The sequence below is a fragment of the Listeria costaricensis genome, from assembly GCF_900183385.1.
Classification (GTDB): domain Bacteria; phylum Bacillota; class Bacilli; order Lactobacillales; family Listeriaceae; genus Listeria; species Listeria costaricensis.
Window position 1 is genome coordinate 163,590 of sequence record NZ_FXUT01000004.1, and the last position, 26,369, is coordinate 189,958.

The window sequence follows — 26,369 nt, forward strand, 5'->3', positions numbered from 1 at the left end:
GATGAACAACTTTACTTTATGGAAAAAAGAATTTTGGACATATCGCTACCTGCTTATAATCGTTTTTGTCTTATTTCTGCTGATTCAAGGCGGTGGACTGATGAAAGATGGAACTTACTGGCAGGAGGTATATGATCAGTTTCAATCAAGTGAATTTTTGGCCTTGCAGAAGGATCCAAAGCAAAAGATGAGTCCGGAAGATATTGAAAGTGCGCTGACAGTTATTGGTCCACAGGTTGGCGAAAAAATGAATCACTATGTCCTCTACTTTTCAAAAATGCGCTATTCAGGCTTTCTGCTGCTACTGCCGATTTTTCTTGGCTATGCAATGGTCTCGGGAGAACGGTTGATGCGGCGTAACCACTTTACGTTGGGATTGCCGTTTTCGCGGCGCTCAATTATACTTGCCAAGTTGGGGCTGGGAATAGTGACGATTGTGGCCAGCTATTTGATCAGTTTGTTGATCGGTTATTGGCAGTTTTTGCGCGTCGTGCCTGAACAGTATATACAAATCGATTGGAGCCATGCGACTTGGACGATACTAAGCAATCTGATGGTCTATCTTCTTCTATTCAGTTTCTCGGTTTTAGTTGGACTGGTTGTCGGGCGGACACTGCCGGCGCTGATTGTACTGGGACTCATTCTTGTGGGTGTTTCATACAGTTACGGAGCGGTCTTTCAGCTGGCTAACGTATTGTTTCCAGCGCTGATACAGAAAACGAGTTTCTCGGATTATTTTGGTGCATTCATTATTGATGGCAACAGTACTGGCGCGTCGGGACCGTTTATTCTTCAGTTGATCCTGTTTCTTTTTGCAATTGGCGCTTCGGTTCTTTTGTATATGCGGTTTTCTGCTGAAAAGGATAGCCGATTTTTCCCATTTGCAGCATTAAAATGGGTGGTGATCAGTTTTGTGTTATTAATAGTGACGCAATCTGTCTCAATTTTGATAGAAACAGATCCAAGCCGAAATGGTTTATCGTATATTTCCGGCGATACGGCTTTTATTCTTTTACAGATTGGTCTCTTTAGTTTGTTGTTGATTGCGGCCATTGTGACGGATAGAGTGATTCATCGCTTATACAATCCGAAAAAAGGGAGGGTGAAAACATCATGAGAAATAGAGGTTTATGGTATAAAGAATGGCTAGGAATACGTTGGTTTGCATTGGTGATTTTCATTCTCTTTTTAGGTGGGATATTCTGGGGCATCTTTAATGACGTCAATCGGTGGCATGAAACGGTTGATTACTATGATTCGGATGCGTTTGCTGAAATGCAGAAGGAAAGTAAAGATGATTATATGACGGCGGAGGATATCAATAATAGTTTGACCGTTGTTTATCTTGTTCAGCCAAATTATGAGCCATTTATCAATCCGGCGTATGTAGATTCAACTAATTTTGTCTTTTACTTTCCGTACAGTTTGTTTTTCTTATTTATTAAAATTGCCGTGTTTGGGCTAGGGTTGTTTTTAGTGCTTTTTGAACGGTTTACGCGAGGCAATCGACTGATGGCCACTTTGCCTTACAAACGGTCACGTGTGATGGCTGTGCGGCTGATCATTACCAGTTCAGTCATTACCATGAGCTTTCTTATCAGCGTGGGACTGGGATTATTATATATCAATCAGTCGATCGACCCGGACTTTATCCAGTGGGACGTTTCGCGCTTGTTGCTGCTTTTGGGCAGTTCCTGGCTGTCCTATCTGCTACTGTTTCTCTCGGCGATTGTGATCGGACTGGCGATTGCTTCACCGCTTGCTGGGGTTTTGATCGGGATGGGGACGATTTTTGTGCCTAACGTGTTGATTACAAGCATTGATAAGTTGTTTTTGATGAAAGCTAATCATTTGGCCACTATACAGGAGATGAAAAGTATTATTCCGCTCGAAGACTGCATCAATATTTTTGCGCCATTCAATATGCAAAGTGATTCCGCTTTTGTTCCGCTATTTTATGGCGTGTTAGCGCTCAGCTTGACGGTGCTGGCGATTCTCATGTATAAATACCAGGCCATTGAAAAAAATGGGCAGCTCTTTGCTTTTGATTGGATCAAGTGGGTTGTTTATGGTGGCTTTTCCATCAGTACGGCACTTGCTATCACCAATTTAATTGACGGAAATTACACAAAAGGGCTTCAAATGAACACTTATTTTGTGATTGCTGGTCTGATTGCAGTGGTTCTGTTTATTGCGATAGCGGTGATTGTGAAGCGTCTAATGGCCTATTTCCAAATGGCAAAAACCAGTTAAAAGTTCCGCTTTTCGTTCCGTTTTTTTGGTAAGTAGGTTATAATGGGGAGGAGAAAAGAGTTAGGAGGAGCAGAGTTAGTGAGTACAGAAACAGAAGCTGTAAAGCAGCCTTTAAGCGAACTGAAGTCAGGTCTGACAAAGCGCAACTTGCAGTACGTCCATGAAGTTGAAAAGCATTTGCAGACAACGGACTATTCCGGTGCGCAAAAAGAGCAGATTGTTTATGAAATGACAGAAAAAATTCTGATCCAGCAAAAGCAGGGCGTGACAGCGCGTAAGTTGTTTGACTTAACGCCGACTGAATATGTGGCTGCTTTGACCGTTCAAACGAAAAAAGCGTCACCTCAGGGGGATGTAGCAACAGGGTGGATCGTCCTTGACGGTGCACTGCTCGTTCTGGGTGCTATGATGCTGATTACAGGTCTTAGTGCACTTATGGGCGGTCAGACAATGGGGATTGTCGTATTGCTGATCACAGGGGGCGTCGGTGGTTTTGCGATGCTGATCCTGCGTAAATATGCAGCAGGAATGCGCGAAAAGGAAAAAGGTGCGACGCTTAAGTATATTTTAGTGGCAGTCGGTGTTATTTTTGTCTGGATGTTCATCATGACGTTCGTACAAGTCATCTTGCCACCGTCCATCAACGTTTCGCTTGATCCGATTGTGACATGTGTCATCGGTGCCTTGGCATTGGTTTTGAAATTCTATGTCAAACGCAAAAAAAATATTCCGAACTTCTAAGCAGTTTGAGCTTGCAGCAGTTTCTTTGTTGCGGGCTCGCTGCTTTTCTTGAAGGTTGGGAATATTTCCCGGGGAATAATTTGGCAAAGGGGAGGTAGGAAATGTTTTCCTATGAGGTCATCAAGCAGTTTACGAGTACAGAACAGCATTTGTACAGCTATATCATGGAGAATCGTGACCGGGTGATTTACATGCGGGTGCGCGAGCTTTCAGAAGCCACGCATGTATCGCCGGCCAGCATCGTTCGTTTTACGCGTAAGCTGGGTTGCGAAGGCTTTTCCGAATTCAAGCTCAAACTCAAGCAGGAAATGCAGGCGCAGACGAAAAAGAAAACGGTCGACACGGTGGACGTGCTGGAAGAATTCTTTGAGCGGACGATGAATCGTGATTATGACAGTCAGCTGGATGCGGCAGTGGAGATGATTCGGGCGGCAGGGCTGGTTGTGTTTTTTGGCATTGGAACGTCTGGAATTTTGGCGGAATACGGCTCGCGTTATTTTTCCAATTTGAAGAAACGGACATTTTATATTAAGGATCCGTTTTATCCTAATGCGGGGGAGCAATTTGAAAATGCGGTGATGATTATTTTGTCGGTCTCTGGGGAAACGGATCAGGTGATTGAACAAGCGCAGAATATGCGGGAATATGGCAGTAAAATCATTAGCATTACAAATACAAGTAAAAACACGCTGGCTAGTTTGTCGGATGTGAATATTCCGTACTATGTGACGCAGGAAATGGTCGATCGGACGAATATCACGACGCAGATTCCCGTCTTGTTTTTGCTTGAAGCGATGGCGAAGAAAAATTACAACCGTGAACAGGGGTGACAAGTGTGGAGATTTGGCTGAGAAAGGCGGAAGAAGGCGATGTTGCCCAGTTGCTGGCGTGGTATCTGGATCCTGAGACGATGCGCCATGTGGGTTTTCCGAATGGGCTCTCAGAGGAAGCGGAGGACATTCTGGCGCGGATCGAGAGTGGCACGCGTCTGATGATTATGAAGGGTGAGCAGGCGATCGGCGAATGCAATTATCGGCAGACGGAAACGGGTAGTTATGCAGTCGGAATCAAGGTTTGTGAGGCGGATGAACGCGGCAGAGGGTACGGAAAGACTAGTCTTCAACTTTTGCTGCAAGCCATTTTTGAGGCGGGGCTGACGGAGGAGATTGAGTTGACGGTCCTTCAAGAGAACCGCCGAGCGATTGGTCTTTATGAAAAAGTGGGCTTCAAAACGACCGATAGACGGGAAGCGGACTTTATCGATGAGGAGCAAAAGAGACATGCGGTTCAGCATATGGCGCTTCAAAAGGTGGATTTTTGGCTACCAGAGGACTTCGCATCCGGCGGCTGTGATTTTATCAAGTAGCGGTTTAGGCGGTGCCGCACTACAAATCAATACGTCGATTTTATCAAATGAAGTGAGCTTGAAGAAATGTGATTGTCCCAGTTTACTGTTATCACACAACATAACAGTCATGGCTGCGTTGGCAATCATTTTTTGTTTGATGAGTGCTTGATTTTGATTGGCTTCGTAGAGACCGTTTTCGTCAATGCCGCGACAGCTCAAAAAGGCAATGTCAGCCCGGAAATTCGGCAGGAAATCGCCGGCAAATTCGCCTACAACGGAAGCGGAGTCGGTTTTAACCTCGCCACCTGCGATGAAAGTGGTGATATTATCCATGCCACTTAGGCCCAGGGCGGTTTTGAGGCCGTTTGTGACGACGATCAGCTTGGTAAGGTCGCCGAGGTGCGGGACGAGATGGTTGACGGTGCTGCTGGAGTCGAGGAACAAGGCTTGTCCGTCTGTCAGGAAAGTGGTGGCAAGCTCTGCGATGGCTTGCTTTTCAGCGGGGTGCTCCATTTCGCGAAAAAAATGGGACATTTCGGTATTTGTGGCGGGCACAAGTGAGACGCTGCCGTGGAATCGCTTGATCAGGCCGTTTTTCTCAAGCTCGATTAAGTCGCGGCGAATGGTGGCGGGGCTGGCGAACAGCGCTTCTGACAAGGCTTGTGGCGCGATATGTTTTTTCTTGCGCAGGATTTGCATGATTTTTTCCATCCGTTCATTGGTTTGCATCAATCGTAACGCCTCCTCATGAATTTTTTTGATGAATGTTGAAGAAATTATATCATTGGAAGCGCTGTTTTTTCAACTTTTCCTTCAAGTATTAACATTTGCCGGAATCATTTTTATACTGAGAGAGAAATCAATGACGGGAGGAAATGAACATGGAGGATTTGAAGGAGCAGCTTTGTGCTGTGTGTAATAAGATGTGGCAGCAGGGCTGGGTGGCGGCAAATGATGGCAATGTGACGGTAAAACTTGGGGAGGATCGGTTTTTGGCTACGCCGACGGGAATCAGCAAAAGTTTTATTACGCCTGAAAAATTGCTAATCATTGATGGGCAGGGCAAGGTCATCGAGGGGGAAAATGGATATCGACCATCCAGCGAGATCAAAATGCACCTGCGCTGTTATCAGGAGCGGGAGGATGTTGGGGCGGTCGTCCATGCCCATCCGCCGACTGCGACAGGCTTTGCTTTGGCGGAGATGCCGCTTGATACCTATTCGCTGATTGAGAGTTCGCTGACGATTGGTTCCGTGCCGATTGCGCCGTTTGGGATGCCGTCGACGGATGAGGTGCCGGAATCGATTGCGCCGTTTTTGCCGGATCATGATGTGCTGCTCTTGGCGAATCACGGGGCGCTGGCGGTGGGGAGTGACTTGATCACGGCTTACTACCGCATGGAGACGCTTGAACTGGTGGCAAAGACGATTTTTGTGGCGCGGACTTTGAAGGGCGGCGAACCCGAGAAGGAAATTCCGCGTGCGCAGCTGGATCGGCTGTTTGACATGCGTGCTGGATATAAAATTACGGGGAGACATCCGGGCTACCGCAAATATTCGACTGAACGGAGCTGATGAGCGTGGGAAAATCAGTATTGGCGTTTGATTTTGGGGCGACAAGTGGTCGGGCGATCATTGGACGTCTGGCAGATGGTCGCTTGTCTTTGGAGGAGGTGCACCGGTTCGACAATGGGGGCATCATGCGTGACGGGACGCTGCAGTGGGACATTGTGCAATTGTTTACTGAAATGAAAACTGCGCTTCAAAAGGCGGCGGCTACTACTTCGCTGGAAAGTGTGGGGGTGGATACCTGGGGCGTCGATTATGGCTTGCTGGACCGCAAAGGGGAGCTTTTGGTGCCGCCTGTTCATTATCGGGATCCGCGGACGGAGGCGGTTTTTGAAAAGGCGCTAACCGTTTTGTCGCGTGAGGAGCTGTACCAGTTGACGGGGAATCAGGCAATGTCAATCAACTCGCTGTTTCAACTCTTGGCAGAGAGGGAGCAGCAGCCAGAACGGTTCCGATTCGCCGGAACGTTTTTGATGATGCCGGACTTGTTCAACTATCTGCTGACTGGACGGCGCTTTGCCGAGCGGTCGATCGCTTCGACAAGTCAGCTGCTTGATCCTAGGACGGGTGACTGGCAGAAGGAAATCTTGACGGCTTACCGGCTGACAAAGGCGCTTTTTCCGCCGCTGATCGATCCGGGGACACTGGTTGGAACACTTCAGCCGATTCTGGCGGAGGAACTGGGGATTCCGGAAGTGAAAGTGGTGGCTGTCTGCGGGCATGATACGGCGAGTGCGGTCGCGGCCGTACCGAAAAATCTGGAAGAGGAGGCGCTATTCATTTCATGCGGAACATGGTCTATCGTTGGGACCGAGCTCAATTCGCCGGTCATGACGACAAAGGCATTTTTGGGCGATTTGACCAATGAACGGGGTTACGGCGGGACCACGCAGCTACTAAAGAATATTACGGGTCTTTGGGTGTTGGAAGAGTGTAAGCGTTATCTCGAAAGCCAAGGGAGAGCGTATGATTATCAGCAGATTGCGGCGCTTGCACAGGAAAGCCGGCCGTTTGCATGCTTGATTGACACGGATGATGTGTTGTTTCAGGCTCCGGGCAATATGGTGGCGCGCATGGAGGAATATGCGCGTAAAACGGGGCAGAATCCGCCGCGTTCAGATGGTGAAATTTTCAGGACGATTTATGAAAGCTTGGCGCTAAAATATGCCGCGGCGCGTGAAGAAATCGAGCGGGTGATCGGCTACCGGCTGTCTGAGGTCTACTTGATGGGCGGCGGCGCGCAGGCGGAGCTACTATGCCAAATGACTGCCGAAGCAATGGGCGGGCGGGTTTTGGCTGGTCCGGTCGAAGCAACGGCGGCGGGGAACATCGCTTTGCAGCTGCTGGCGTTGGAGGAGTTTGAATCGATTCAGGAGGCACGCCAAATGATCCGGCAATCTTTCAGTTTTCAGACATATGAGCCGAGGGAATGCGGCTGGTCAGAGCAGAAAGCGATTTTTAGAAAGCTTCTCAAGGAGGGTGAAGGCGCATGTTAAAAGGGATTCCGGCGGTTCTTTCTCCCGAGCTACTGCGGGCGCTGGCAGAGATGGGGCATGGCGACGAGCTTGTCATTGCAGACGGCAACTATCCGTGTCACACGCATGGGCAGCAGGTGATTCGGGCGGACGGACTGGGAACTTGCGACCTGCTGGCGGCGATACTGGTGCTTCTACCGCTTGATACTTACACGGATGGCGCTGCGTTTACCCTGATGCAGCCTGTTCCGGGGGATGATGCGCCGGGGATTTGGCGGCGCTATCGAGAAATTTTGGCGGACAGTACGGCGGAAAATCGGACTGTCGACTGTCTGGAACGCTTTGATTTTTATGAACGGAGCCGAAACAGCTATCTGATTGTGGCGACGAGTGAAACGGCTTTGTATGCGAATATTATTTTAAAAAAAGGGGTCGTAGAGTTGCCCCGCGAGGAAAAGGAGCGGTTAAAATGAAACATTACCCGGCAATTGGAATCAGGCCGACGATCGATGGGCGCAGAAGAGGTGTCAGGGAGTCGCTGGAAGAGCAAACGATGCGGATGGCGGAAAATGTGGCGCAACTGCTGTCGGAAAAGCTGTACTATCCAAGCGGGGAGCCAGTGCGCTGCGTCATTGCGGACAGGACGATCGGCGGTGTGCACGAAGCCACTTTGGCAAAGGAAAAATTCGATTTGGAGAAAGTTGGTCTGACAATCACGGTCACGCCTTGCTGGTGCTACGGGACAGAAACGATGGACATGGATGACCGCATACCACATGCCGTATGGGGCTTCAATGGAACGGAACGGCCAGGGGCAGTCTATCTGGCGGCCGTACTTTCAGCTTTTGCCCAAAAGGGTATTCCGGCTTTCGGAATCTACGGTCGAGAAGTTCAGGAAGCGGACGACCAGTCCATACCGGCAGATGTCGAGGCGAAACTGCTTCAATTTGCGCGGGCGGGGCTGGCCCTTTCGATCATGAAAAATCAGGCCTACCTGTCAATGGGCAGCGTCTCAATGGGCATCGCCGGCTCGATCGTAAAGGATGACTTTTTCCAAGAGTATCTGGGCATGCGGAACGAATATGTCGACATGTCGGAATTCACGCGGCGAATCGAGGAGGGCATCTATGACCAGGCGGAATATGAACATGCTCTCCGGTGGGTGAAGGAGAACTTGCAGCAGGGCGCGGACAACAATCCCGAACCGTTGCAGAGCAGTCAGGCGGAACATGCGGCGGATTGGGAAACGGTCGTTAAGATGACGCTGATCGGGCGCGATTTGATGGTTGGCAATCCTGAGCTGGCGGCAGCGGGATTTGCGGAGGAGGCCGCGGGACATGCGGCGATTCTGGCGGGCTTTCAGGGGCAGCGGCAGTGGACGGATCATTTTCCAAACGGGGACTTTATGGAAACCATTTTGAACAGCTCGTTTGACTGGAACGGCATTCGGGCGCCGCATTTAGTTGCAACAGAAAATGACAGTCTGAACGGCGTGTCGATGCTTTTCAACTACCTGCTGACCAATACGGCACAAATTTTCGCTGACGTCCGGACCTTCTGGAGCCCAGATTCGGTCGAGCGGGTAACGGGGCATAAGCTGGCAGGACATGCGGCGGGCGGTCTGCTCCATCTGATCAATTCCGGATCGGCGGCACTGGACGGAACGGGCTGCCAAAGTCGAGACGGCGAACCAGCCATGAAGCCATTCTGGGAGATCACCGGGCAGGAGGTCAGCGATACACTCAAGGCCACCCAGTTCAGACCGGCTTCCAAAGAATATTTCCGCGGCGGCGGCTTCTCGACGAACTTTTTAACGAAGGGCAATATGAAAGTCACGATGACGCGGCTGAATATGGTGAAAGGCCTGGGACCGGTCCTGCAAATCGCAGAAGGCTACACAGTCGAGCTGCCTGAGGAGATTCATCGGCAACTAGACGAACGGACCGACCCGACCTGGCCGACCACCTGGTTTGCGCCAATTTTGACGGGCGAAGGGGCATTTCAGGATGTCTATCAAGTGATGAACAATTGGGGAGCCAATCACGGAGCCATTTCATACGGCCATATTGGTGCCGATCTAATCACGCTTGCATCAATGCTGCGGATCCCGGTCAACATGCATAATGTCTCAGAGGATCGCATTTTCCGGCCGCGCGTATGGTCGCTGTTTGGAACGACCGATCTGGAAGGCGCCGATTTCCGGGCGTGCCAGAACTTCGGACCGGTTTATAAGTAGGGAATAAAAGTGCGAGGCTCGAACATAGGAAAGCTGCCACCAGCCATTTGAACAGTAAAAGAAGCTAAAATTAAGTATTAGAGCCATTTCTTCAAATGGATTCTACTTGATTTTAGCTTTTTTTTAAGTGTTGCCCCTTTTTTTATACTTAAAAGGATTCCTTATTTCACAATCTCCTCCACCACTTCCGTTGATTCGGCTGCTTTTTCATCCATTGCAGCATCGGAAGCCGCCACTTTGTTGGAAACGAGGACGAATGGCAGATAAATAATGGTGGAAACGGCCAGTCCCAGCAGTCCGACGAGCAGCGCGAGCCAGTTGCCACCGGTTCCGAGGAATGGAATGAGTGGCCCCGGTGTCGTCCAAGGCACCTGATAGGCGATCGGTGGAATAATTTTTGTCGCAATGAAGAAGTAGCCAATCAAAATGTTCACAACGGGTACCAGCACGAAAGGAATCACCATGATTGGGTTGAGCACGATTGGCAAACCGAAGATGACCGGTTCGTTGATATTGAAAATCCCTGGTGCTAGAGACAGCTTGGCAATGTCCCGATAGTCGGCGCGCTTGCTGACCATGAAAATGGCGATCAGGAGGCCAAGCGTCATGCCGGAGCCGCCGTAGTTGGCAAATGCATCATTCAGACCTGCCCAAGTGGACGGATAGGGCGCGCCCCAAGCAGTTCCATGTTCAGAAACATAGGAGAGATTGGCTAGATTCGGCTCCGTGAAAATGGTATCGCGAATCGCGGCAATCGTATTTGGGCCGTGAATCCCAAGCACCCACAGGAAGTTGGAAAGTACCGCCAGAATGATCACAGAAACGATATTGGTGCCCATGTCTTTAAGTGGTGCTTGAATCACATTGTAAACTAGATCATTCAGTCCGTTTGGCGCCACCAGCGTTACAAGATAGTTCAGTACGGAGAATAAAACCATGATAAGAATGACTGGAATCAGTACCTTGAAAGAACGCGCGACTGCCGGCGGAACTTGCTCCGGCATTTTGATGGTCAAACGAGGTGCACGTGCCAAGCGGCTGAAAATTTCACCTGTAAGGATGCCGACAATGATGGCAACAAATAGACCCTGTGCGCCTAAAAACTGTGTCGTCAGGTAATTCTGCCCGTCGACTGGCAAATAGGGCGTATAAACGATGAAAAAGGCTCCGATAGCCGTCAGCCCGCACAGGAGATCATCCTGCTTGAAAAAGATGGCCAGATTTCGTGCGACCAGAAAGACGATCAGGATGGCCATAATGTTGGTCGAGCCCTGCATAATTGGGGCAAAAATAGCCTGCGCATCGGATAGATTAGGAAATAATTTCCCTAGAAAAAGGATTTTGGCGATAAAGCCGTCCGGTGAAAGCACGGCAAAGTTGATCAGTGTGATGATCGACCCGGCCATGATCAGCGGGAAAACAAGAATAAATGCATCACGAATTGCGGCAATGTGGCGCTGCGAATTCAGCTTGTTGGCGACAGGGACCAGCACACGTTCCATACCGTGTTCAAATTTGGACATCAAACTCATAATTTGTTACCTCCCATTTTTACATTCTATTAAACGCTTTCAAATCGAGCCGCCTAAATCAGGCTGAATGCTTTCTCCAATACTGCCTTGCCATTCATCGTGCCATAATCTTTCATATCGATGACCGTGACAGGAATTCTGCCGGCAACCATCTGCTCAATCTGCCCCTGTTGATAGCGAACTTGCGGGCCGAGCATGATGATGTCCACCTGATCGACTTTGCTGGATGCTTCGGAAGCGGGCAGGGCTTCAATTTCCACCTCTTCACCGATAGCCTCAGCGTGAGCCTTCATTTTTGTCACCAGTAAACTCGTAGACATTCCCGCTGCACAAACAAGTAAAATTTGTTTCATGATCTGTTCCTCCTCTTAGAAGGGCGCCAGATTGTGACACCCTCAAATCCCTTATTTTTTTCGTTCAACTGCCAAATTTGCGCCGTTCTCTGCGATGGTTTTTTGATACCAGTAAAAACTGTCTTTTTTATAACGCGCCAAATCTTTTTCATCCGTTTCATCACGGTCAACATAGACGAAGCCGTAGCGTTTCTGATAGCCGTTCAGCCAGCTGAGCAGATCCGTGAAGCTCCACGTGCAGTAGCCGAGCATCTCCACGCCATCCGTAATAGCTTCTTGGATAGCCAAAGCATGCGCTCTCAGATAATCGATCCGATATTCATCATGCACCTCATGCTGGTCTGTCAGCTGATCATATTCGCCCAGCCCGTTTTCTGTCACCATGACCGGCAGGCGATAGCGACTCGCGATGCGTCGAAGCCCGATCCGCAGCCCAATCGGATCAATATCCCAATCCCAGTTCGTTTTTTCCAGATAGGGGTTATTGACATGCTTATAAAGACCGGGAACCCCATTTTCCTCCGTCGTACCTTTTTCACCAGTAGTGTTCATTTTACCAGCTCCGACACCATCAAGCGGGTTGAAAGCATTCGTCATCGTCCGGTAATAATTGACCCCCATAAAATCCGGTCGACCTTTTTTAAGCAGTGCTGCATCTCCCGGCGCGATTTCAGGCGCTAAGCCGTTCTCCGTCAGCCAGTTCCATGCCGCGACAGGGTACTCGCCGAATGTATAAACATCCATCCAAAAGTGAGCATTGAATTCTTCGCTGTCGAGTGCGGCCAGCTGGTTGCGCGGATCTGCATCGATGGCATAATTCGGACCATAGGCGAAACTCGGCCCGATTTTACCGCTTAATCCAAGCTCGCGAAATTTCGCAATAGCCGAAGCGTTGGCCAGATTGGCGATGTGATTGGCCGCAAACATTCTTTTCTGATCAGAAACCCCCGGTGGATGATAGTTTAACTGATAGCCATGGCTGATAAAAACATTTTGCTCATTCAGTGTGACCCAGTACTTAACCCGGTCGCCGTAGCGTTTGAAAAGCAGCTCCGCATAGTCCGTGAAATCCGCAATAACGCGCCGCGACTCCCATCCGCCATATTCGTCCTGAATACCCTGAGGAATATCCCAATGGTAAAGGGTGACGATCGGTTCAATGCCATGGGCGACCAATTCGTCAATCAAATCGTCATAGAATTTCAGCCCCGCTTCATTGACCGCTCCATTTCCAAGCGGCACTACGCGGCTCCATGCCACCGAAAAGCGATAAGCACGCAGGCCTTGTTCAGCCATCAATTTGACATCTTCCTTGTAACGGTGGTAGTGGTCGACCGCCACGTCACCATTCGTGTTTTGAAAAGTTGTTCCCGGAATCCGCACAAACTGATCCCAGACAGAAGGCCCCTTTCCGTCCGTATCCCAAGCGCCTTCAACCTGATAGGCGGCAGAGGCCGATCCCCAAAGAAAATCTTCCGGGAAGGGCTGTAATTGTTTATGTTCCATTTTGCACCTCCAAAATAAGCCATTCGTTTTGCTGCTTTAAATGTAAACGGTTCCGGTTGATTCGTAAATAGGTTTTGGCATTTCCGGTCATTGTTTCAGCGGTTTGGTAAAAATTTCAGTGCTGAAACAGGGTGTTTCAAATTGGGAAAGTTGACATTTCTCAGAACATTTCGTATGCTAAGGGTAACTATTTACAAAGTGAGGTGAGTGACATGTTTCCATCCAAAGTACGTTCAAGTTTTGCTGAGTTTTTATACATTGTTCGTGCGCTTTTTTCCGGTTTTGCATTTGCAGGGGTGAAGTCTGCCCAATTTCAAGCAAATGCATAGCGGAAATTTGGAGAGAAGCATGAATATCTCATTGAAATTATCAAGAGATGCTGTCAGCTTGTCGGCATCTCTTTTTTGCGTACGCAAAAATTGTTTCACGTGAAACAATTCTGCTTCTCTCCCATAAAGAGGAGTGCTAAAAATGATTATTACAGCAATCAATCAGGTATCGAAAAATTTTGGTGGTGATCAGATTTTGGAAAATGTATCGCTGCAAATCATGGACAATGAACGAATGGGCTTAATTGGTCGAAACGGAGAAGGGAAAAGTACCATTTTAAAAATCATCGCCGGACTGGAACGCGTTGACAGCGGAGAAGTGACCATCAAAAGAGGCTTGCAGATTGGCTACCTGAATCAGATTCCAGAATCGGCTGCAGATCAAACGGTGTACCAATATTTGCTGAGCAGCTTTGAGAAGTTGAATAAGATGGCGGGGCAGTTGAAGTTTTTAGAAGAGGAGATGGCGGCGAGTCCTGCAACGCGGCTGATCGAGCGCTATGGGGAGCTACAGGAGCAATTTATCAAAGCTGGCGGCTATGAAATGGAGCATGAAGTCGAGCGAATCATGCAGGGACTGGGCATCAGCAAGCTGCAAAGTCACCCATATGCAGCCCTTAGCGGCGGGGAGAAAACCAAGGTCAATCTAGCCGCTCAATTGCTGCAAAAACCGGATCTGCTTCTGCTGGATGAGCCGACCAACCATCTGGATCTCCATGCAGTCGAGTGGCTGACCCAATTTTTGACACGTTACAAAGGGGCGGTAGTAATTGTTTCCCACGATCGCTACTTCCTTGATGAAACAGTCCAGAAAATTGTCGAGCTGGAAAATAAGGAATTGATAACCTATCACACGAATTTCAGCGGCTACTTGAAGGAACGTGAAGAGCGGCTGTTGCGCGAATTTCAGGCCTATAAAGACCAGCAAAAGAAAATCAAAAAAATGAAGCAGGCAATCAAGCGGCTGAGGCAGTGGGCGATGGAGGCGAATCCCCCAAATGATGCTTTTTTCAGACGCGCGAAAAATATGGAACGGGCATTGGAACGGATGGAGCTTGTCAAAAAGCCGGTTTTAGAGCAGAAAGAGATGCGGCTGCAATTTGAAAATGGCGGACGTGGAAGTGGCGAAATCGTTCGTGCAGAGGGGATCTGGTTGTCGTTTGGCGAGAAGCCGATATTTGAAGAAGCCGAATTATTGATTAAGCAGGGGGAACGAGTGGCGATTGTTGGTGAGAACGGCGCCGGGAAAAGCACCTTGTTGAAGCTTTGCCTAGGCGAGTTGACACCGGATGCGGGGGAATTCAGGATTGGGCCTAGTGTGCAAGTGGCCTATCTGTCACAGCAAATGGAAGAAATGGCACCCAATCTGACCGTCTTAGAGGCGTTTCGCGACAAAGTGCGAGTCACGGAAGGAGAAGCGCGACAACTTTTAGCCGGATTTATGTTTTATCAAGAAATGGTTTTCCAAAAAGTCAGTGCTTTAAGCGGGGGAGAACGAACGCGGCTGCGGCTGGCACAATTCATCCATCAGCCGGTCAATACGCTGATTTTGGACGAGCCGACGAATCATTTGGATATTGCGTCACGAGAGGTTTTGGAAGAAGCCATCAAGAATTTTGCAGGAACTGTCATTGTGGTTTCGCACGACCGCTACTTTATGAACCAGATATGCGACCGGACGATATTGCTGGAAAATTGCCAGCTGACCAGCTTTTCCGGTAATTACAGCTATTATTTGGAAAAAAGGAAGCAGCTCGCAGAAAGTTTGTAGTTTGGAGCAAAATACGCTAAACTGAAAGAAACGAAATCGAGGTGATACAAGTGGAACTCAAGGTTATCAAAGGAGATATTACAAAACAAACGACAGATGCGATTGTGAATGCGGCCAATTCGTCACTGCTTGGCGGAGGCGGGGTTGATGGGGCCATTCATCGAGCTGCAGGGCCTGAACTTGTGGACGCCTGCCGCACAGTGATCGCCCGAATTGGCTCGTGTTCCCCTGGGGAGGCAGTGATCACTCCGGCATTCAATCTTCCCGCCAAATATGTCATTCATACAGTTGGTCCAGTCTGGAATGGCGGCGATAAGCAGGAACCGAACAAGCTTGCCTCCTGCTACTGGAAATCGCTGGATCTGGCGGCTGCCAAAGATTTAGAAACCATTGCATTTCCTAATATTTCAACAGGAATCTATCGTTTCCCAAAAGAAAAAGCGGCCGAAGTGGCACTTTATACGGTGAACGAATGGATGCAGGCAGACCCCGATACCAGCCTGCGAGAGATCCGCTTTGTATGTTTTGATGATGAGAATTATGAGATTTACCAAAGACTGCTGGATGAAAAATAGAGCGGGGGAGCGAACAGCTTCTCCGTTTTTTTGTTGCGCTTTCATGATATAATAAAAGTTAACAACAGAACGCGGACAAGGATGTGATGAATTGAATAAAAAAAGTTTTTACATAGTTGCCTTGTTGATTTTCCTCGTAGCGGGAGTGACGATCATCGTCCAAACCCTCAGAAACCACGCCTATTTCAATCTTCTTTTCCTTATAATCATTGTATGGGGAATCGTACAAAGCGTTTATAAGCTTAAAAAAATGCATAAACAAACCGATCGGACCTGATGACTGCCATTAGGTCTTTTTTGATGGGGGAAGCAACAGCTGATTGTTTCACGTGAAACATTTTAAGGCAAAATAAAAAAACCTGGCGTTTAGGGCCAAATTTTCACAACTTTTCCATAGATGCTGCGCCGTTTAACCCAACCATTCACATAGCCGTGGTTATTCGCAATCTGATATTCCGTTTGATTGTTGCGTGTGCGTACCGCTGCGATTAGGTGCGTATAATAATTGCCCTTTACCTTGCAAAAAACGATATCACGAACAGCGAGTTCAGTTGAATCAGTTACTGGTTCGAGACTGACCGGCTGATTGGATTTCAAGATTGGCAGCATGGAATTTCCCGCTTCTTTATACTTCTCGATGAACTTGCCTTCTTGAAGCAGGGAAGCGACAAAACTTGCCTTTGACATTGCTAGACCTCCTTTTCCGATTTAGTATAACATAACAGAGACCGCTTTCAAAGTGAAAACAGGTTCGCGGTACGCAAGAAACGGCCGGGAGCCCAGGCCATGGCAGCGGACTTGTCCACAAATTTCACATGAAAAAGCTGCATATCGGCTCAAAATTCCATATCCGGCCAAGTTTGCCAACTTTAGCTGAAAGGCTTCAATTCAGAGCCAAAAAGCATTATACTGGAAGGTAGGAAAAGGAGGCGGAACGATGCAACAAGCAAAAGAAATCTTACAACAGCATTTTGGTTATTCCGACTTCAGAACGGGACAAAAAGAAGCGATCGAACAGCTTTTAAACGGGCAGGACACGCTAGCGGTCATGCCGACTGGTGGCGGGAAGTCCTTATGCTACCAAATTCCGGCACTCACTTTTACAGGCCTGACAATCGTTGTCTCGCCACTGATCTCACTTATGAAGGATCAGGTGGACGCGCTTCATTCGGCAGGTGTCGAGGCGACGTATATTAATAGTACATTGTCATTAAAGGAAGTGAATGAACGAATTTTTCTTGCCAAATCGGGGAATCTGAAACTGCTTTATATTGCGCCTGAGCGGCTGGACACACCGGCGTTTCAAGACTTGCTTTTGACGACAGAAATTTCTTTGTTTGCGATTGACGAGGCGCACTGTATTTCCCAGTGGGGGCATGATTTTCGGCCCAGCTATCTAAAATTATGCGATTATCTGGATGATCTTCCGGAGCGGCCACTGATTGCGGCGCTGACGGCTACAGCCACGCCTTCTGTTGCGGAGGACATTTGCCGCTTGTTAAAAATCCCAGAAGATCGAGCGGTCAAAACGGGTTTTGAACGGGAAAATTTGGCGTTTACAATCGTCAAGGGGCAGGATAAGGATCGCTATCTGATCGACTATTTGGCAGAAAATCAAACGGAATCTGGTATCGTCTATGCGGCCACTCGCAAGGAAGTAGAACGGATTGCCGAGATGCTTCATAAAAAAGGCATCGCTTGCGGTTATTACCATGGTGGCATGTCGGATGTGGAGCGAAATGACTGGCAGGAGAAGTTTCTCTATGATGATATTCGGGTGATGGTGGCGACAAATGCTTTCGGGATGGGCATTAATAAGTCGAATGTCCGTTTTGTTATTCATTATAATATCCCGCGCACGATGGAAGCCTATTATCAGGAAGCTGGTCGGGCGGGGCGAGACGGCTTGCCAAGTGACTGCATTCTGTTGTTCTCCCCGCAAGATGCCCACATTCAGCAGTTTCTAATCGACCAATCGGAGCTTCCAGATGAGCGCAAACAGGCTGAGTATCAGAAGCTGCGCCAGATGACGGCATATGGCTATACGGAAATCTGTCTGCAAAAATATATCGTCCAGTATTTTGGCGAGGAAGGGACTGATTGCGGGCGTTGTGGGAATTGCCTCGACACCCGTGAGGCACAGGATATTACGATTGATGCCCAAAAAGTCTTTTCCTGTGTCAAAAGGATGGGCGAGCGGTTCGGCAAAGTAATGGTGGCCAAAGTGTTGACCGGCTCGAATGATCAGAAAATTCGCCAGTGGCATTTTGACGAACTCAGCACCTATGGCATTATGCGTGAACAGTCACAAAAGGACGTGCTGCAGCTGCTCGATTACCTAACAGCCGAGCGGTTCCTCATGCCTGACAATGGCCAGTACCCGTCGCTCCATCTTACCGAGCAAGCGGCACAGGTGCTAAAAGGCAAGCTCCCTGTCATGCGCAAAGCCGCTCGACAGGCTGCCAAGACAAAGGTAGCAGCAGAAGTCGATGCTGGACTGTTTGAAATTTTACGCGAAAAACGGCGCGAACTGGCAGAACGTTTCCACGTACCGCCGTATATTATCTTCTCAGATGAGACGCTGCGGGAACTCTGTCGCTATTTGCCGCAGACGGACGAAGAAATGCTCGAAGTGAAGGGGATTGGACCCGCCAAACTAGAAAAATATGGGGCGGATTTCCTGCCGCTTCTGCAAAATGAAAAAGCGACGCAAGGCTGAATTTATGATATGCTAGGGAAAATGAACGAAAGAAAGGATTTTTACAGATGGCAAAAACAGTAGTTCTGGCAGAGAAACCGTCTGTCGGCAAAGATATCGCCCGCGTACTTGGGGCAAAATCAAGTAAAAATGGCTACATGGAAGGCTCCAATTATATCGTCACTTGGGCGCTGGGCCATTTGGTCACACTGGCAGACCCTGAGCAGTACGATCAAAAATATAAGAGCTGGGATATGGCAGATTTGCCGATCCTTCCCAAAAATATGAAACTTGTCCCAATCAAGCAGACCCGCAAGCAGTACGAAACGGTCAAAGGGCTGCTGAATCGGTCGGACGTTACAGAAATTGTCATTGCGACAGATGCCGGTCGTGAAGGGGAGCTCGTGGCACGTTGGATTATCGATTATGCCAAGGTGAAAAAACCGCTCAAACGGCTTTGGATATCATCGGTTACCGACAAAGCGATTCGAGAGGGCTTCAAACAATTGAAACCCGGCAAGGCATACGAAAATCTCTACCATTCGGCGGTTGCACGTTCAGAGGCTGACTGGGTGGTGGGCATCAACGCCACACGTGCTTTGACGACCAAATACAATGCCCAACTGTCGTGCGGTCGCGTTCAGACGCCAACACTGGCAATGATTGCTGCACGCGAAGAAGAGATCCGGAATTTTAAACCGAGAGAGTTCTATCAACTGGAAGCCATCACTGAAAGCGGGACGTTCGACTGGGCGGAAGGCCAAACTTTTGACCGCGAAAAGGCCGACCAGCTTGTACGGGAACTCCGCGGGAAGAGCCTCCTAATCGAGCAGGTCCAAACGAAGGAAAAGAAAACATACGCACCGGGTCTCTATGACCTGACAGAATTGCAGCGAGATGCCAACCAGCGTTATGATTTTTCGGCTAAGGAGACGCTCAATCTGATGCAGAATCTATATGAGCGCCATAAAGTGCTGACCTATCCGCGGACGGACTCCAGATACCTGTCGGAGGATATTGTGCCGACGCTTAAGGAGCGGCTGGATGCGTGTGGTGTCGGCGAATATGCCAAACCGGCGCGAAGCATTTTGAACAGAGGAATCAAAGCTAATAAATCCTTTGTGGACAATCGCAAAGTCAGTGATCACCATGCGATCATTCCCACCGAAGAAACCGTCGCACTCTCTGATCTGTCCGACCGGGAACGCAAAATCTATGACCTTGTCGTCAAGCGGTTTCTTGCCGTACTGTCTGAACCATATGTCTACGATGAAACGACCGCTTCCGCCAAAATCGGCAGTGAGTCTTTCCGGATAAAAAGCAAGGTAGAAAAAACGCGCGGCTGGAAGGCGATTTATAATGAGTCGGATGATCAGGGGCACGCCACGAAGCTTCACAATGGCGAAAAAATAACCGTCCAAAAGATCAATCTGCGCACCGGCAAAACGAAGCCGCCAGCACGTTTCAATGAGGCCACTTTGCTTTCTGCCATGGAGAATCCGGCGAAGTATATGGAGAGTCAAAACAAGGCGCTAGCTAAGACGCTTGGTGAAACGGGTGGTCTCGGTACGGTAGCCACTCGAGCAGACATTATTGAGAAACTTTTCAACAGCTTTTCCCTTGAGAAGCAAGGCAAGGAAATCCATATTACCTCTAAAGCCGCCAGTTGTTGGACTTGGCACCAGCAGATCTCAAGTCGCCAGAACTGACCGCGATCTGGGAGCAAAAATTGGCCAAAATTGCAGACGGGAAGCTGGACTATCGACAATTTACTTCGGAAATGCGCAGTTATGCAGAAAAAGCCGTTTCGGAGATTAAGAAAAATGATAAAAAATTCCGCCATGACAACATTACCTCTCATAAATGCCCGGATTGCGGCAAACCGATGCTCAAAGTGAAGGGGAAACGAGGCACGATGCTTGTTTGTCAGGATCGGGAATGTGGTCATCGCGAATCGGTATCACGTACGACTAATGCCCGCTGTCCGAATTGCCACAAACGACTTGAGATGAAGGGGCAGGGCGATAAGCAAATTTTTGTCTGCATGAACTGCGGCTATCGGGAAAAACTGTCAGCCTTCAATGAACGTCGCGGCAAGGAGAAGCGTCAGAACATCTCGAAAAAAGATGTCGCTCAGTATATGAAGAAGCAGGACAAGGCGCAGGATGAGCCGTTCAATAATCCGATGGCAGAAGCGCTGGCCAAACTAAAATTGGATAAATAAATCGTAAAGACCTCTAAATGTGACATAGAGGTCTTTATTTGTGACTAAAACAAAATAATTCAGATAAATAATATTCGGAAAATACATTTAAATCTTCATTGACTAAAATGGAGGATTTATGTAAAAATAAAGCATTTTTTCTTATCGATTTAGCATGTTGATTGTGAGAAATTTACAGAATTGAATATTCAGCTTATTTAAATTTGACAAAAAAGTAATAAATCTGAATTTTAGTCGGAAGAAAAGTGCTGAAAATGTATATTGATTGGTGGAAAACGGGAGCATATAATAAGAAAGCTTAATTAAAATTAAAATCATGCTACACATCAAGGAGGACTACAAATGAAAGGGAAGAAAAGGAATGGCCGCCTGATAAAAACAACGATGGCAGGAGCGGTGGCAGTATCACTTGTTGCCCCGTCGTTTGTGACTGTTCAAGCGCAGGAAACAGAGAACGGCACTGCTAATACGGTAGAAGAGAAAAAGAAACGGGCGAATTTGAAAGCGGGAAGTAAGACGGTTACGGTTACCTCAAACAACTTTCTGGACTATTTTCAACTTGGTGGAACGAATGCGAGCTATGACAAATCAACAGGGACAGTAACTTTAACAGAGGATGCTGCAAATCAGGTGGGTAATTTTTACCTGAAAGATAAAATTGATCTCAGTCAGGATTTTACTTTGCAGGGTCAGATCAATCTTGGAAATAAAAACCAAAGCCAGGGTGGCGCTGATGGTATGGGGTTTGCGTTCCATCCCGGCAACATTGATGAGCTAGGTTATTCTGGTGCGGCACTAGGAATCAGCGGCTTGCCCAATGCCTTTGGTTTTAAATTTGATACGTATTTCAATGGAACCATCGACGCGGGCGTTAAAACCTATGATGACCCAGCTGGTTTTGAAGACACGACGTTCGGCGGATTTGTTTACACGGAGCCAGATGGTTGGGGCGGCATGTATACAGGACGTAATGACGAGGCCGGCAAGCCGAAAGTTATTTCCGATCCGGTCAACAATGGCTTTGAAGCAGTCGTTTTCAGCTATTCAGCGGCCACAAAGACAATGACAGTCACCTATGACGGCAAAACTTGGTCGAAGGATATTACGTCATGGATGAACAGTGGCGGTGGCACAACGGCTTATGCATTTAGTGTTTCAGCATCGACTGGTACGAATTACAATATGCATCAGTTTAAAATTAATTCCTTTCAGTATACGTCCGCTTTTGGTGTTGTAAAAGTTCAATATAAAGATTTGGCAACAGGCAACGACTTGGCTCCTGAAGAAATTTTGCAGGGCGACATTGGGGAAGATTACAGTACGACGAAGAAAACTTTCACCGATTACACGTTTGTCAGAGTTGAAGGAAACGAGACGGGTCAATTTGCAGAGGAGGACCAAACAGTCACTTATTACTACAGTGACTCATCCAACGCAGCACCGCAAGTAACGGCAAATGACAAAACGATCCATGTCAAAGAAGGGCTTGATTTAGCAACCTTGGCGACAGCGACGGATAAAGAAGACGGCAATTTGACAGACAGCATTGTCATCACGGGGACGGTCAACAATCAAGTTCCTGGAGACTATCCAATCACCTATACTGTTACGGACAGTGGCGGAAAAACGACCAGCCAGACAATCACCGTCCATGTGATCAATGATGCGCCGGTTATCGAGGCGGAAAATCAGACGATCAAGACGGGAACTACTTTTAATCCACTTGATTATGCAACAGCAACAGATACAGAAGATGGCGATTCCACTTCCAAGATTACTGTAAAGGAAAACACAGTGGACACAACAACGCCAGGTGAATATAAAGTTGTTTACGAAGTCATTGATGATACAGGTGCTGTAGCGACAAAGGAAATTAAAGTGACCGTTATCCAAGGAAATGAAGCGCCAGTCATTACGGCAGAAGACAAAACGATTCATGTGAAAGAAAGCATCACATTGAAAGATTTGGCGACAGCTCTTGACGTGGAAGACGGCGATTTGACAAGCGATATTCAAATCAGCGGAACGGTGGACAATCTGGTTCCGGGAGATTATCCGATCACCTATACAGTCACAGATAGTGAAGGCAAGACTGCGACTAAAACGATTACCGTCCATGTGATCAATGATGCGCCAACAATCGCAGCAGAAGATCAAGTGGTGGCATTTGGCAGTGAATTCGATCCATTGGCGTATGCAACAGCTGCTGATACAGAAGACGGCACAATCACGAACAAAATCCGTGTGAAAGAAAATACTGTAGACACAAGCCGCCCAGGTGAATACAAAGTGGTTTATGAAGTCACAGATGACACGGGTGCCAAGGCGACAAAAGAAATCAAAGTAACGGTAACCAATGAGCCACCTGTTATTACGGCCGTCGATCAAACCCTTCCATTCGGCAGTGAATTCGATCCAACAAAATATGCCACTGCTGAAGACAAAGAAGACGGCAGCCTGACGGACAAGATTAAAGTGACGGAAAACACGGTGAATCCGCAAATTCCGGGCGAATACAAAGTGAAGTACGAAGTGACCGATGCGGCAGGAGCAACGACAACGAAAGAAATCAAGGTGACAATCACGAACGAAGCGCCAGAAATCGAAGCCGAAGACCAAACCATCGCATTTGGCAGTACATTTGATCCGCTAGACTATGCGACAGCGAAGGACAAAGAGGACGGCAATCTGACGGACGAAATTAAAGTGACGGAAAACACGGTGAATCCGCAAATTCCGGGCGAGTACACAGTGAAGTATGAAGTAACAGATGCAGCGGGAGTGACTACGACGAAAGAAATCAAAGTCACCGTCACGAACGAAGCGCCAGAAATTCAGGTGCCGGATACAATTGAAGTACATGGTACCGTATTTGATCCGCTAACTTATGCAACAGCAACGGACAAAGAGGATGGCGACATAACTAGTCAGCTGAAAGTCATCGAAAATACAGTTGATACAAGCACACCGGGCACCTATACCGTCACATATGAAGTGACCGATGCCACAGGAGTGACCACGACTAAAACGGTTCAAGTGCTCGTTCAAAATGATGCACCAACAATCACCGCAGAAGATCAAGTGGTACCATTTGGCAGTGAGTTTGATCCATTCGCGTATGCAACAGCCGCCGATACAGAAGACGGTGATTTGACGGGTGAACTGGAAGTGCTCGAAAATCATGTTGATACGACTACACCGGGTGAATATACAGTTAAGTACAAGGTGACTGATACAGCCGGAGCAACAACGACGAAGGAAATCAAGGTCACAGTTACCAATGAAGCACCGGAAATCAAAGCCGAGGACCAAACCATTCCATTTGGCAGTAAGTTTGACCCGCTAGACTATGCGACAGCCAAGGATAAAGAGGATGGCGATCTGACGGACGAGATCAAAGTGACAGAAAACACGGTCAATCCGCTGGTTCCAGGTGAATACAAAGTGAAATATGAAGTGACGGATGCGGCCGGAGTAACGACAACGAAGGAAATTACGGTTCATGTTACCAACGAAGCGCCAGTCATTCAAGCGGACGATGAAATCGACATTAACGGAACAAGCTTTGACCCGCTGGATTACGCGACTGCAACAGATAAAGAGGATGGTAATTTAACCAATAAGATTGTCGTTCTGGAAAATAATGTGGATCCGACAACAACGGGTGACTATACAGTAACTTACGAGGTAACGGATGCAGCAGGTGTAGTGACGACCAAAACGATCACTGTTCATGTGAAAAATGATCCGCCAGAAATCGAAGCCGAAGATCAGGTGATTGCAAAAGGCAGTCAATTTGATCCGCTTGCTTTTGTAACAGCTCTTGATAAGCAGGACGGTGTGATTGATTCCAAGGTTCGAGTGATCGAAAGTACCGTGGACACCTCAACTCCAGGCACATACAAAGTGGTTTATGAAGTCACAGATGCAGCTGGAGTAACGACTCGCAAGGAAATTCAGGTCATTGTAACTGAAAGTGAACAGCCGGCAGATAACGATGCTTCAAATGACGCCAATTCGGATGCAAACGGTGAATCCAATAGTGGAGCAAACGGTGAATCCAATAGTGGAGCAAACAGTAAAGCGAACGACGAGCTGACTGTTACAGGCAACACTGAGCAATCGGAGGACAGCCGTGTGCGAAAAGCAGCAGACAAACTTCCGGAAACGGGCGATCAGTCTGGCAAAGCACTGCCAATCATTGGTTTAGGACTTGCAGCCGTTAGTGCCTTCCTGTTCAGAAGGAAAAAATAAGCAATTAAAAAAACGCGCCCAGATTTTGGGTGCGTTTTTCTTTTCTCGGGAAAAGTTGGCACATCAGATGGTAAAAAATGATAGCCATCAGTCGATTATTTCAACATAAAAAAGGATAAACAGCCCATCCGCGCCATTTACCCCCCCTCATTTCTAAAGCTCCCCAGTCAAAAACTGCGCCCGACCGAAGCCGAAAGACCAGTCTGCATCGCTGTTTTCAACAATTGAAACCATGATGTCGCTCGACTGGATGGCCAGCTTTTCTTCCAGCTGCTCCGCTAGCAATCGATAGAAAGTCTGCTTTTGTGCAGGTGTGCGCTTTTTGCTGGTCATGCGAATGATCACCACTTTGTCTGTCCGATCTAAGCCGAGACCGGTGTCCTCAATGATCATCTCATTTTTCTTATGCTGATGGAGAATTTGATAACGGTCGCGCTCGGGGACACCAAAAGCCGCCACAACAACAGTGTGGATCGTGTCCAGCAGAAGACGAAGTTCCGCATCAGACCGGCCCTCCAGCACATCGATATTTAGAAGCGGCATTCGATCACTCCTTTCACTTTTCCAAATTGTAAACTAGTTCAATCTGATTTTCACGGCAGTACTGTTCATAAATTGCTGGCAGTTCTTTGGAAGTAACCAGCACATCAAAATCAGCCAAGGAGCCATAAGTCAGTAACGCGGATTTGTCCGCTTTCGTATGGTCGACCATCAGAATTTTCTTCTCAGCCTTTTCAATCATGCGTTTTTTGACCTCATATTCCAAAATATCCGAATTCATGACGCCGTGAGACGCCGAAAATGCGGTGGCCGCCATAAAAGCCTTGGTCACATTGTACTTTTGGAAAAAAGACCAGTTTTCAATGCCGACAAAGGACTTTGTTTTGCGCTTAAAGGTCGTTCCGATTACGAGGATGTGAATATTGTCCCTGTCAGCCGCCAGATTGATGACGTCTAAATTATTGGTGATAATGGTTACATTCTTGCTACTTGGGATGTGGTCAACCAGATAGCGTGTCGTCGTGCCCGAATCAATAAAAATTAAGTCCTCGTCTTCTATATATTGTGCCGCCAGTTCGCCGATTTTTTCCTTCTCGGAATGATTGGTAATGTCGCGATTTTCAAACGGCAGCAGCTCATTCACATTTTCTTGAAGAGAAACGACGCCGCCATAAACCTTTTTGATCGTTTTCTTTTCGACAATTTTATTAATATCGCGACGAATCGTATTTTTGGAGACACCGAAGTACTCACAAAGATCATCAAGGCTGACGCTTCCCTGTGTGTGGATATAATCCTCGATTGCTTGAATTCGCTTCACCTTCATATTGTTTTCCACCTTTTCATTTTGATCAAAAGCCATTCGTTCTGTTGTACTAATATACTCATTTATAACATATAACCAAAAAATAATCAATATTTAACTTTTTTGAGTAAGTTTAAATATTGGTTGGTTATTTTAGGTTTCGATAAACAGTTATAAAGAGCAGTAATTTAACTATAACC

General features: G+C 47.7%; 20 protein-coding genes and 1 pseudogene. 14 read left to right on the plus strand and 7 right to left on the minus strand.

Going from position 1 to position 26,369, the window contains the following annotated elements:
* The first annotated feature begins 1 nt into the window (after position 1).
* The 5 genes from CS921_RS03910 (at position 2) to CS921_RS03930 (ending at position 4,360) form a co-directional block, all read left to right on the plus strand.
* Positions 2-1,117: an ABC transporter permease subunit gene (locus tag CS921_RS03910; RefSeq protein WP_099221746.1), complete on the plus strand. Its 1,116-nt coding sequence runs from the start codon at positions 2-4 to the stop codon at positions 1,115-1,117.
* Positions 1,114-2,253 (plus strand): hypothetical protein, encoded by a 1,140-nt coding sequence (locus CS921_RS03915; protein ID WP_099221747.1) that lies wholly within the window; start codon positions 1,114-1,116, stop codon positions 2,251-2,253. Before CS921_RS03910 ends, CS921_RS03915 begins: the two co-directional genes overlap by 4 nt.
* Positions 2,254-2,331: 78 nt before the next feature.
* Positions 2,332-2,994 carry a DUF1129 domain-containing protein gene (locus tag CS921_RS03920; protein ID WP_099221748.1) on the plus strand — a complete coding sequence of 221 codons (663 nt, stop codon included), beginning with the start codon at positions 2,332-2,334 and terminating at the stop codon, positions 2,992-2,994.
* 101 nt (positions 2,995-3,095) lie between these two features.
* A complete protein-coding gene (locus CS921_RS03925; RefSeq protein WP_099221749.1) occupies positions 3,096-3,824 on the plus strand; it encodes a MurR/RpiR family transcriptional regulator in 729 nt (242 codons plus the stop codon).
* A gap of 5 nt (positions 3,825-3,829) precedes the next feature.
* Complete coding sequence (locus CS921_RS03930; protein ID WP_162921688.1) at positions 3,830-4,360, plus strand: GNAT family N-acetyltransferase; 531 nt, start codon at positions 3,830-3,832, stop codon at positions 4,358-4,360.
* On the opposite strand, the gene CS921_RS03935 is transcribed toward CS921_RS03930, so the two are convergent.
* Entirely contained in the window at positions 4,316-5,071 is a 756-nt protein-coding gene (locus CS921_RS03935) for a DeoR/GlpR family DNA-binding transcription regulator (RefSeq protein ID WP_099221751.1), read from the minus strand. The genes CS921_RS03930 and CS921_RS03935 overlap by 45 nt on opposite strands.
* A gap of 152 nt (positions 5,072-5,223) precedes the next feature.
* Between CS921_RS03935 and CS921_RS03940 the strand changes: the two genes are divergently transcribed.
* Genes CS921_RS03940 through CS921_RS03955 form a run of 4 tightly spaced genes read left to right on the plus strand, consistent with a single transcriptional unit; the run spans position 5,224 to position 9,621 of the window.
* The gene (locus CS921_RS03940) at positions 5,224-5,916 is read left to right on the plus strand and encodes a class II aldolase/adducin family protein (protein WP_240422295.1); all 693 of its coding nucleotides are present in this window, start codon (positions 5,224-5,226) and stop codon (positions 5,914-5,916) included.
* A gap of 5 nt (positions 5,917-5,921) precedes the next feature.
* Entirely contained in the window at positions 5,922-7,406 is a 1,485-nt protein-coding gene (locus CS921_RS03945) for a rhamnulokinase (protein ID WP_099221753.1), read from the plus strand.
* Entirely contained in the window at positions 7,400-7,858 is a 459-nt protein-coding gene (locus CS921_RS03950) for an RbsD/FucU family protein (RefSeq protein ID WP_099221754.1), read from the plus strand. Before CS921_RS03945 ends, CS921_RS03950 begins: the two co-directional genes overlap by 7 nt.
* A complete protein-coding gene (locus CS921_RS03955; RefSeq protein ID WP_099221755.1) occupies positions 7,855-9,621 on the plus strand; it encodes an L-fucose isomerase in 1,767 nt (588 codons plus the stop codon). The genes CS921_RS03950 and CS921_RS03955 overlap by 4 nt, the downstream gene beginning before the upstream one ends.
* Before the next feature lie 161 nt (positions 9,622-9,782).
* Here CS921_RS03955 and CS921_RS03960 read toward each other — a convergent pair whose 3' ends face one another.
* Genes CS921_RS03960 through CS921_RS03970 form a run of 3 tightly spaced genes read right to left on the minus strand, consistent with a single transcriptional unit; the run spans position 9,783 to position 13,012 of the window.
* Positions 9,783-11,153: a PTS sugar transporter subunit IIC gene (locus tag CS921_RS03960; protein WP_099221756.1), complete on the minus strand. Its 1,371-nt coding sequence runs from the start codon at positions 11,151-11,153 to the stop codon at positions 9,783-9,785.
* 53 nt (positions 11,154-11,206) lie between these two features.
* The gene (locus tag CS921_RS03965; protein ID WP_099221757.1) at positions 11,207-11,506 is read right to left on the minus strand and encodes a PTS sugar transporter subunit IIB; all 300 of its coding nucleotides are present in this window, start codon (positions 11,504-11,506) and stop codon (positions 11,207-11,209) included.
* 51 nt (positions 11,507-11,557) lie between these two features.
* Positions 11,558-13,012 (minus strand): glycoside hydrolase family 1 protein, encoded by a 1,455-nt coding sequence (locus tag CS921_RS03970; protein WP_099221758.1) that lies wholly within the window; start codon positions 13,010-13,012, stop codon positions 11,558-11,560.
* Between the two features lie 471 nt (positions 13,013-13,483).
* Here CS921_RS03970 and abc-f point away from each other — a divergent pair, with 471 nt between their 5' ends.
* Together abc-f and CS921_RS03980 are read left to right on the plus strand one after the other, a co-directional pair.
* Entirely contained in the window at positions 13,484-15,112 is a 1,629-nt protein-coding gene (abc-f, locus tag CS921_RS03975; protein ID WP_099221759.1) for a ribosomal protection-like ABC-F family protein, read from the plus strand.
* Between the two features lie 50 nt (positions 15,113-15,162).
* Positions 15,163-15,687, plus strand: coding sequence for an O-acetyl-ADP-ribose deacetylase (locus tag CS921_RS03980; RefSeq protein WP_099221760.1), 525 nt, complete (start codon positions 15,163-15,165; stop codon positions 15,685-15,687).
* A 366-nt stretch (positions 15,688-16,053) separates the two neighbouring features.
* On the opposite strand, the gene CS921_RS03990 is transcribed toward CS921_RS03980, so the two are convergent.
* Positions 16,054-16,374, minus strand: coding sequence for a phage repressor protein (locus CS921_RS03990; protein ID WP_099221762.1), 321 nt, complete (start codon positions 16,372-16,374; stop codon positions 16,054-16,056).
* A gap of 250 nt (positions 16,375-16,624) precedes the next feature.
* Between CS921_RS03990 and recQ the strand changes: the two genes are divergently transcribed.
* From recQ to CS921_RS04005, 3 genes and pseudogenes are all read left to right on the plus strand, one after another.
* Entirely contained in the window at positions 16,625-18,406 is a 1,782-nt protein-coding gene (gene recQ, locus CS921_RS03995) for a DNA helicase RecQ (RefSeq protein WP_099221763.1), read from the plus strand.
* A 47-nt stretch (positions 18,407-18,453) separates the two neighbouring features.
* Positions 18,454-20,609, plus strand: a pseudogene (locus tag CS921_RS04000) (DNA topoisomerase III).
* A gap of 342 nt (positions 20,610-20,951) precedes the next feature.
* Positions 20,952-24,863, plus strand: coding sequence for an immunoglobulin-like domain-containing protein (locus CS921_RS04005; RefSeq protein ID WP_099221764.1), 3,912 nt, complete (start codon positions 20,952-20,954; stop codon positions 24,861-24,863).
* Between the two features lie 153 nt (positions 24,864-25,016).
* Here CS921_RS04005 and CS921_RS04010 read toward each other — a convergent pair whose 3' ends face one another.
* Positions 25,017-25,406, minus strand: a complete 390-nt coding sequence (locus tag CS921_RS04010) for a tautomerase family protein (RefSeq protein WP_099221765.1) — start codon at positions 25,404-25,406, stop codon at positions 25,017-25,019.
* 13 nt (positions 25,407-25,419) lie between these two features.
* On the minus strand, positions 25,420-26,190 hold the full coding sequence (locus CS921_RS04015) for a DeoR/GlpR family DNA-binding transcription regulator (protein ID WP_099221766.1): 771 nt from the start codon (positions 26,188-26,190) through the stop codon (positions 25,420-25,422).
* Positions 26,191-26,369 lie beyond the last annotated feature (179 nt).

Excerpts from the sequence above, each read along its gene's own strand:
- CS921_RS03990 (WP_099221762.1), bottom strand. The coding sequence starts at position 16,374 with ATGTCAAAGGCAAGTTTTGTCGCTTCCCTGCTTCAAGAAGGCAAGTTC.
- CS921_RS03955 (WP_099221755.1), top strand. The coding sequence starts at position 7,855 with ATGAAACATTACCCGGCAATTGGAATCAGGCCGACGATCGATGGGCGC.
- CS921_RS03965 (WP_099221757.1), bottom strand. The coding sequence starts at position 11,506 with ATGAAACAAATTTTACTTGTTTGTGCAGCGGGAATGTCTACGAGTTTA.
- CS921_RS03910 (WP_099221746.1), top strand. The coding sequence starts at position 2 with ATGAACAACTTTACTTTATGGAAAAAAGAATTTTGGACATATCGCTAC.
- CS921_RS04005 (WP_099221764.1), top strand. The coding sequence starts at position 20,952 with ATGAAAGGGAAGAAAAGGAATGGCCGCCTGATAAAAACAACGATGGCA.
- CS921_RS03970 (WP_099221758.1), bottom strand. The coding sequence starts at position 13,012 with ATGGAACATAAACAATTACAGCCCTTCCCGGAAGATTTTCTTTGGGGA.
- CS921_RS04015 (WP_099221766.1), bottom strand. The coding sequence starts at position 26,190 with ATGAAGGTGAAGCGAATTCAAGCAATCGAGGATTATATCCACACACAG.
- CS921_RS04010 (WP_099221765.1), bottom strand. The coding sequence starts at position 25,406 with ATGCCGCTTCTAAATATCGATGTGCTGGAGGGCCGGTCTGATGCGGAA.
- recQ (WP_099221763.1), top strand. The coding sequence starts at position 16,625 with ATGCAACAAGCAAAAGAAATCTTACAACAGCATTTTGGTTATTCCGAC.
- CS921_RS03940 (WP_240422295.1), top strand. The coding sequence starts at position 5,224 with ATGGAGGATTTGAAGGAGCAGCTTTGTGCTGTGTGTAATAAGATGTGG.
- CS921_RS03935 (WP_099221751.1), bottom strand. The coding sequence starts at position 5,071 with ATGCAAACCAATGAACGGATGGAAAAAATCATGCAAATCCTGCGCAAG.
- CS921_RS03950 (WP_099221754.1), top strand. The coding sequence starts at position 7,400 with ATGTTAAAAGGGATTCCGGCGGTTCTTTCTCCCGAGCTACTGCGGGCG.
- CS921_RS03915 (WP_099221747.1), top strand. The coding sequence starts at position 1,114 with ATGAGAAATAGAGGTTTATGGTATAAAGAATGGCTAGGAATACGTTGG.
- abc-f (WP_099221759.1), top strand. The coding sequence starts at position 13,484 with ATGATTATTACAGCAATCAATCAGGTATCGAAAAATTTTGGTGGTGAT.
- CS921_RS03925 (WP_099221749.1), top strand. The coding sequence starts at position 3,096 with ATGTTTTCCTATGAGGTCATCAAGCAGTTTACGAGTACAGAACAGCAT.
- CS921_RS03960 (WP_099221756.1), bottom strand. The coding sequence starts at position 11,153 with ATGAGTTTGATGTCCAAATTTGAACACGGTATGGAACGTGTGCTGGTC.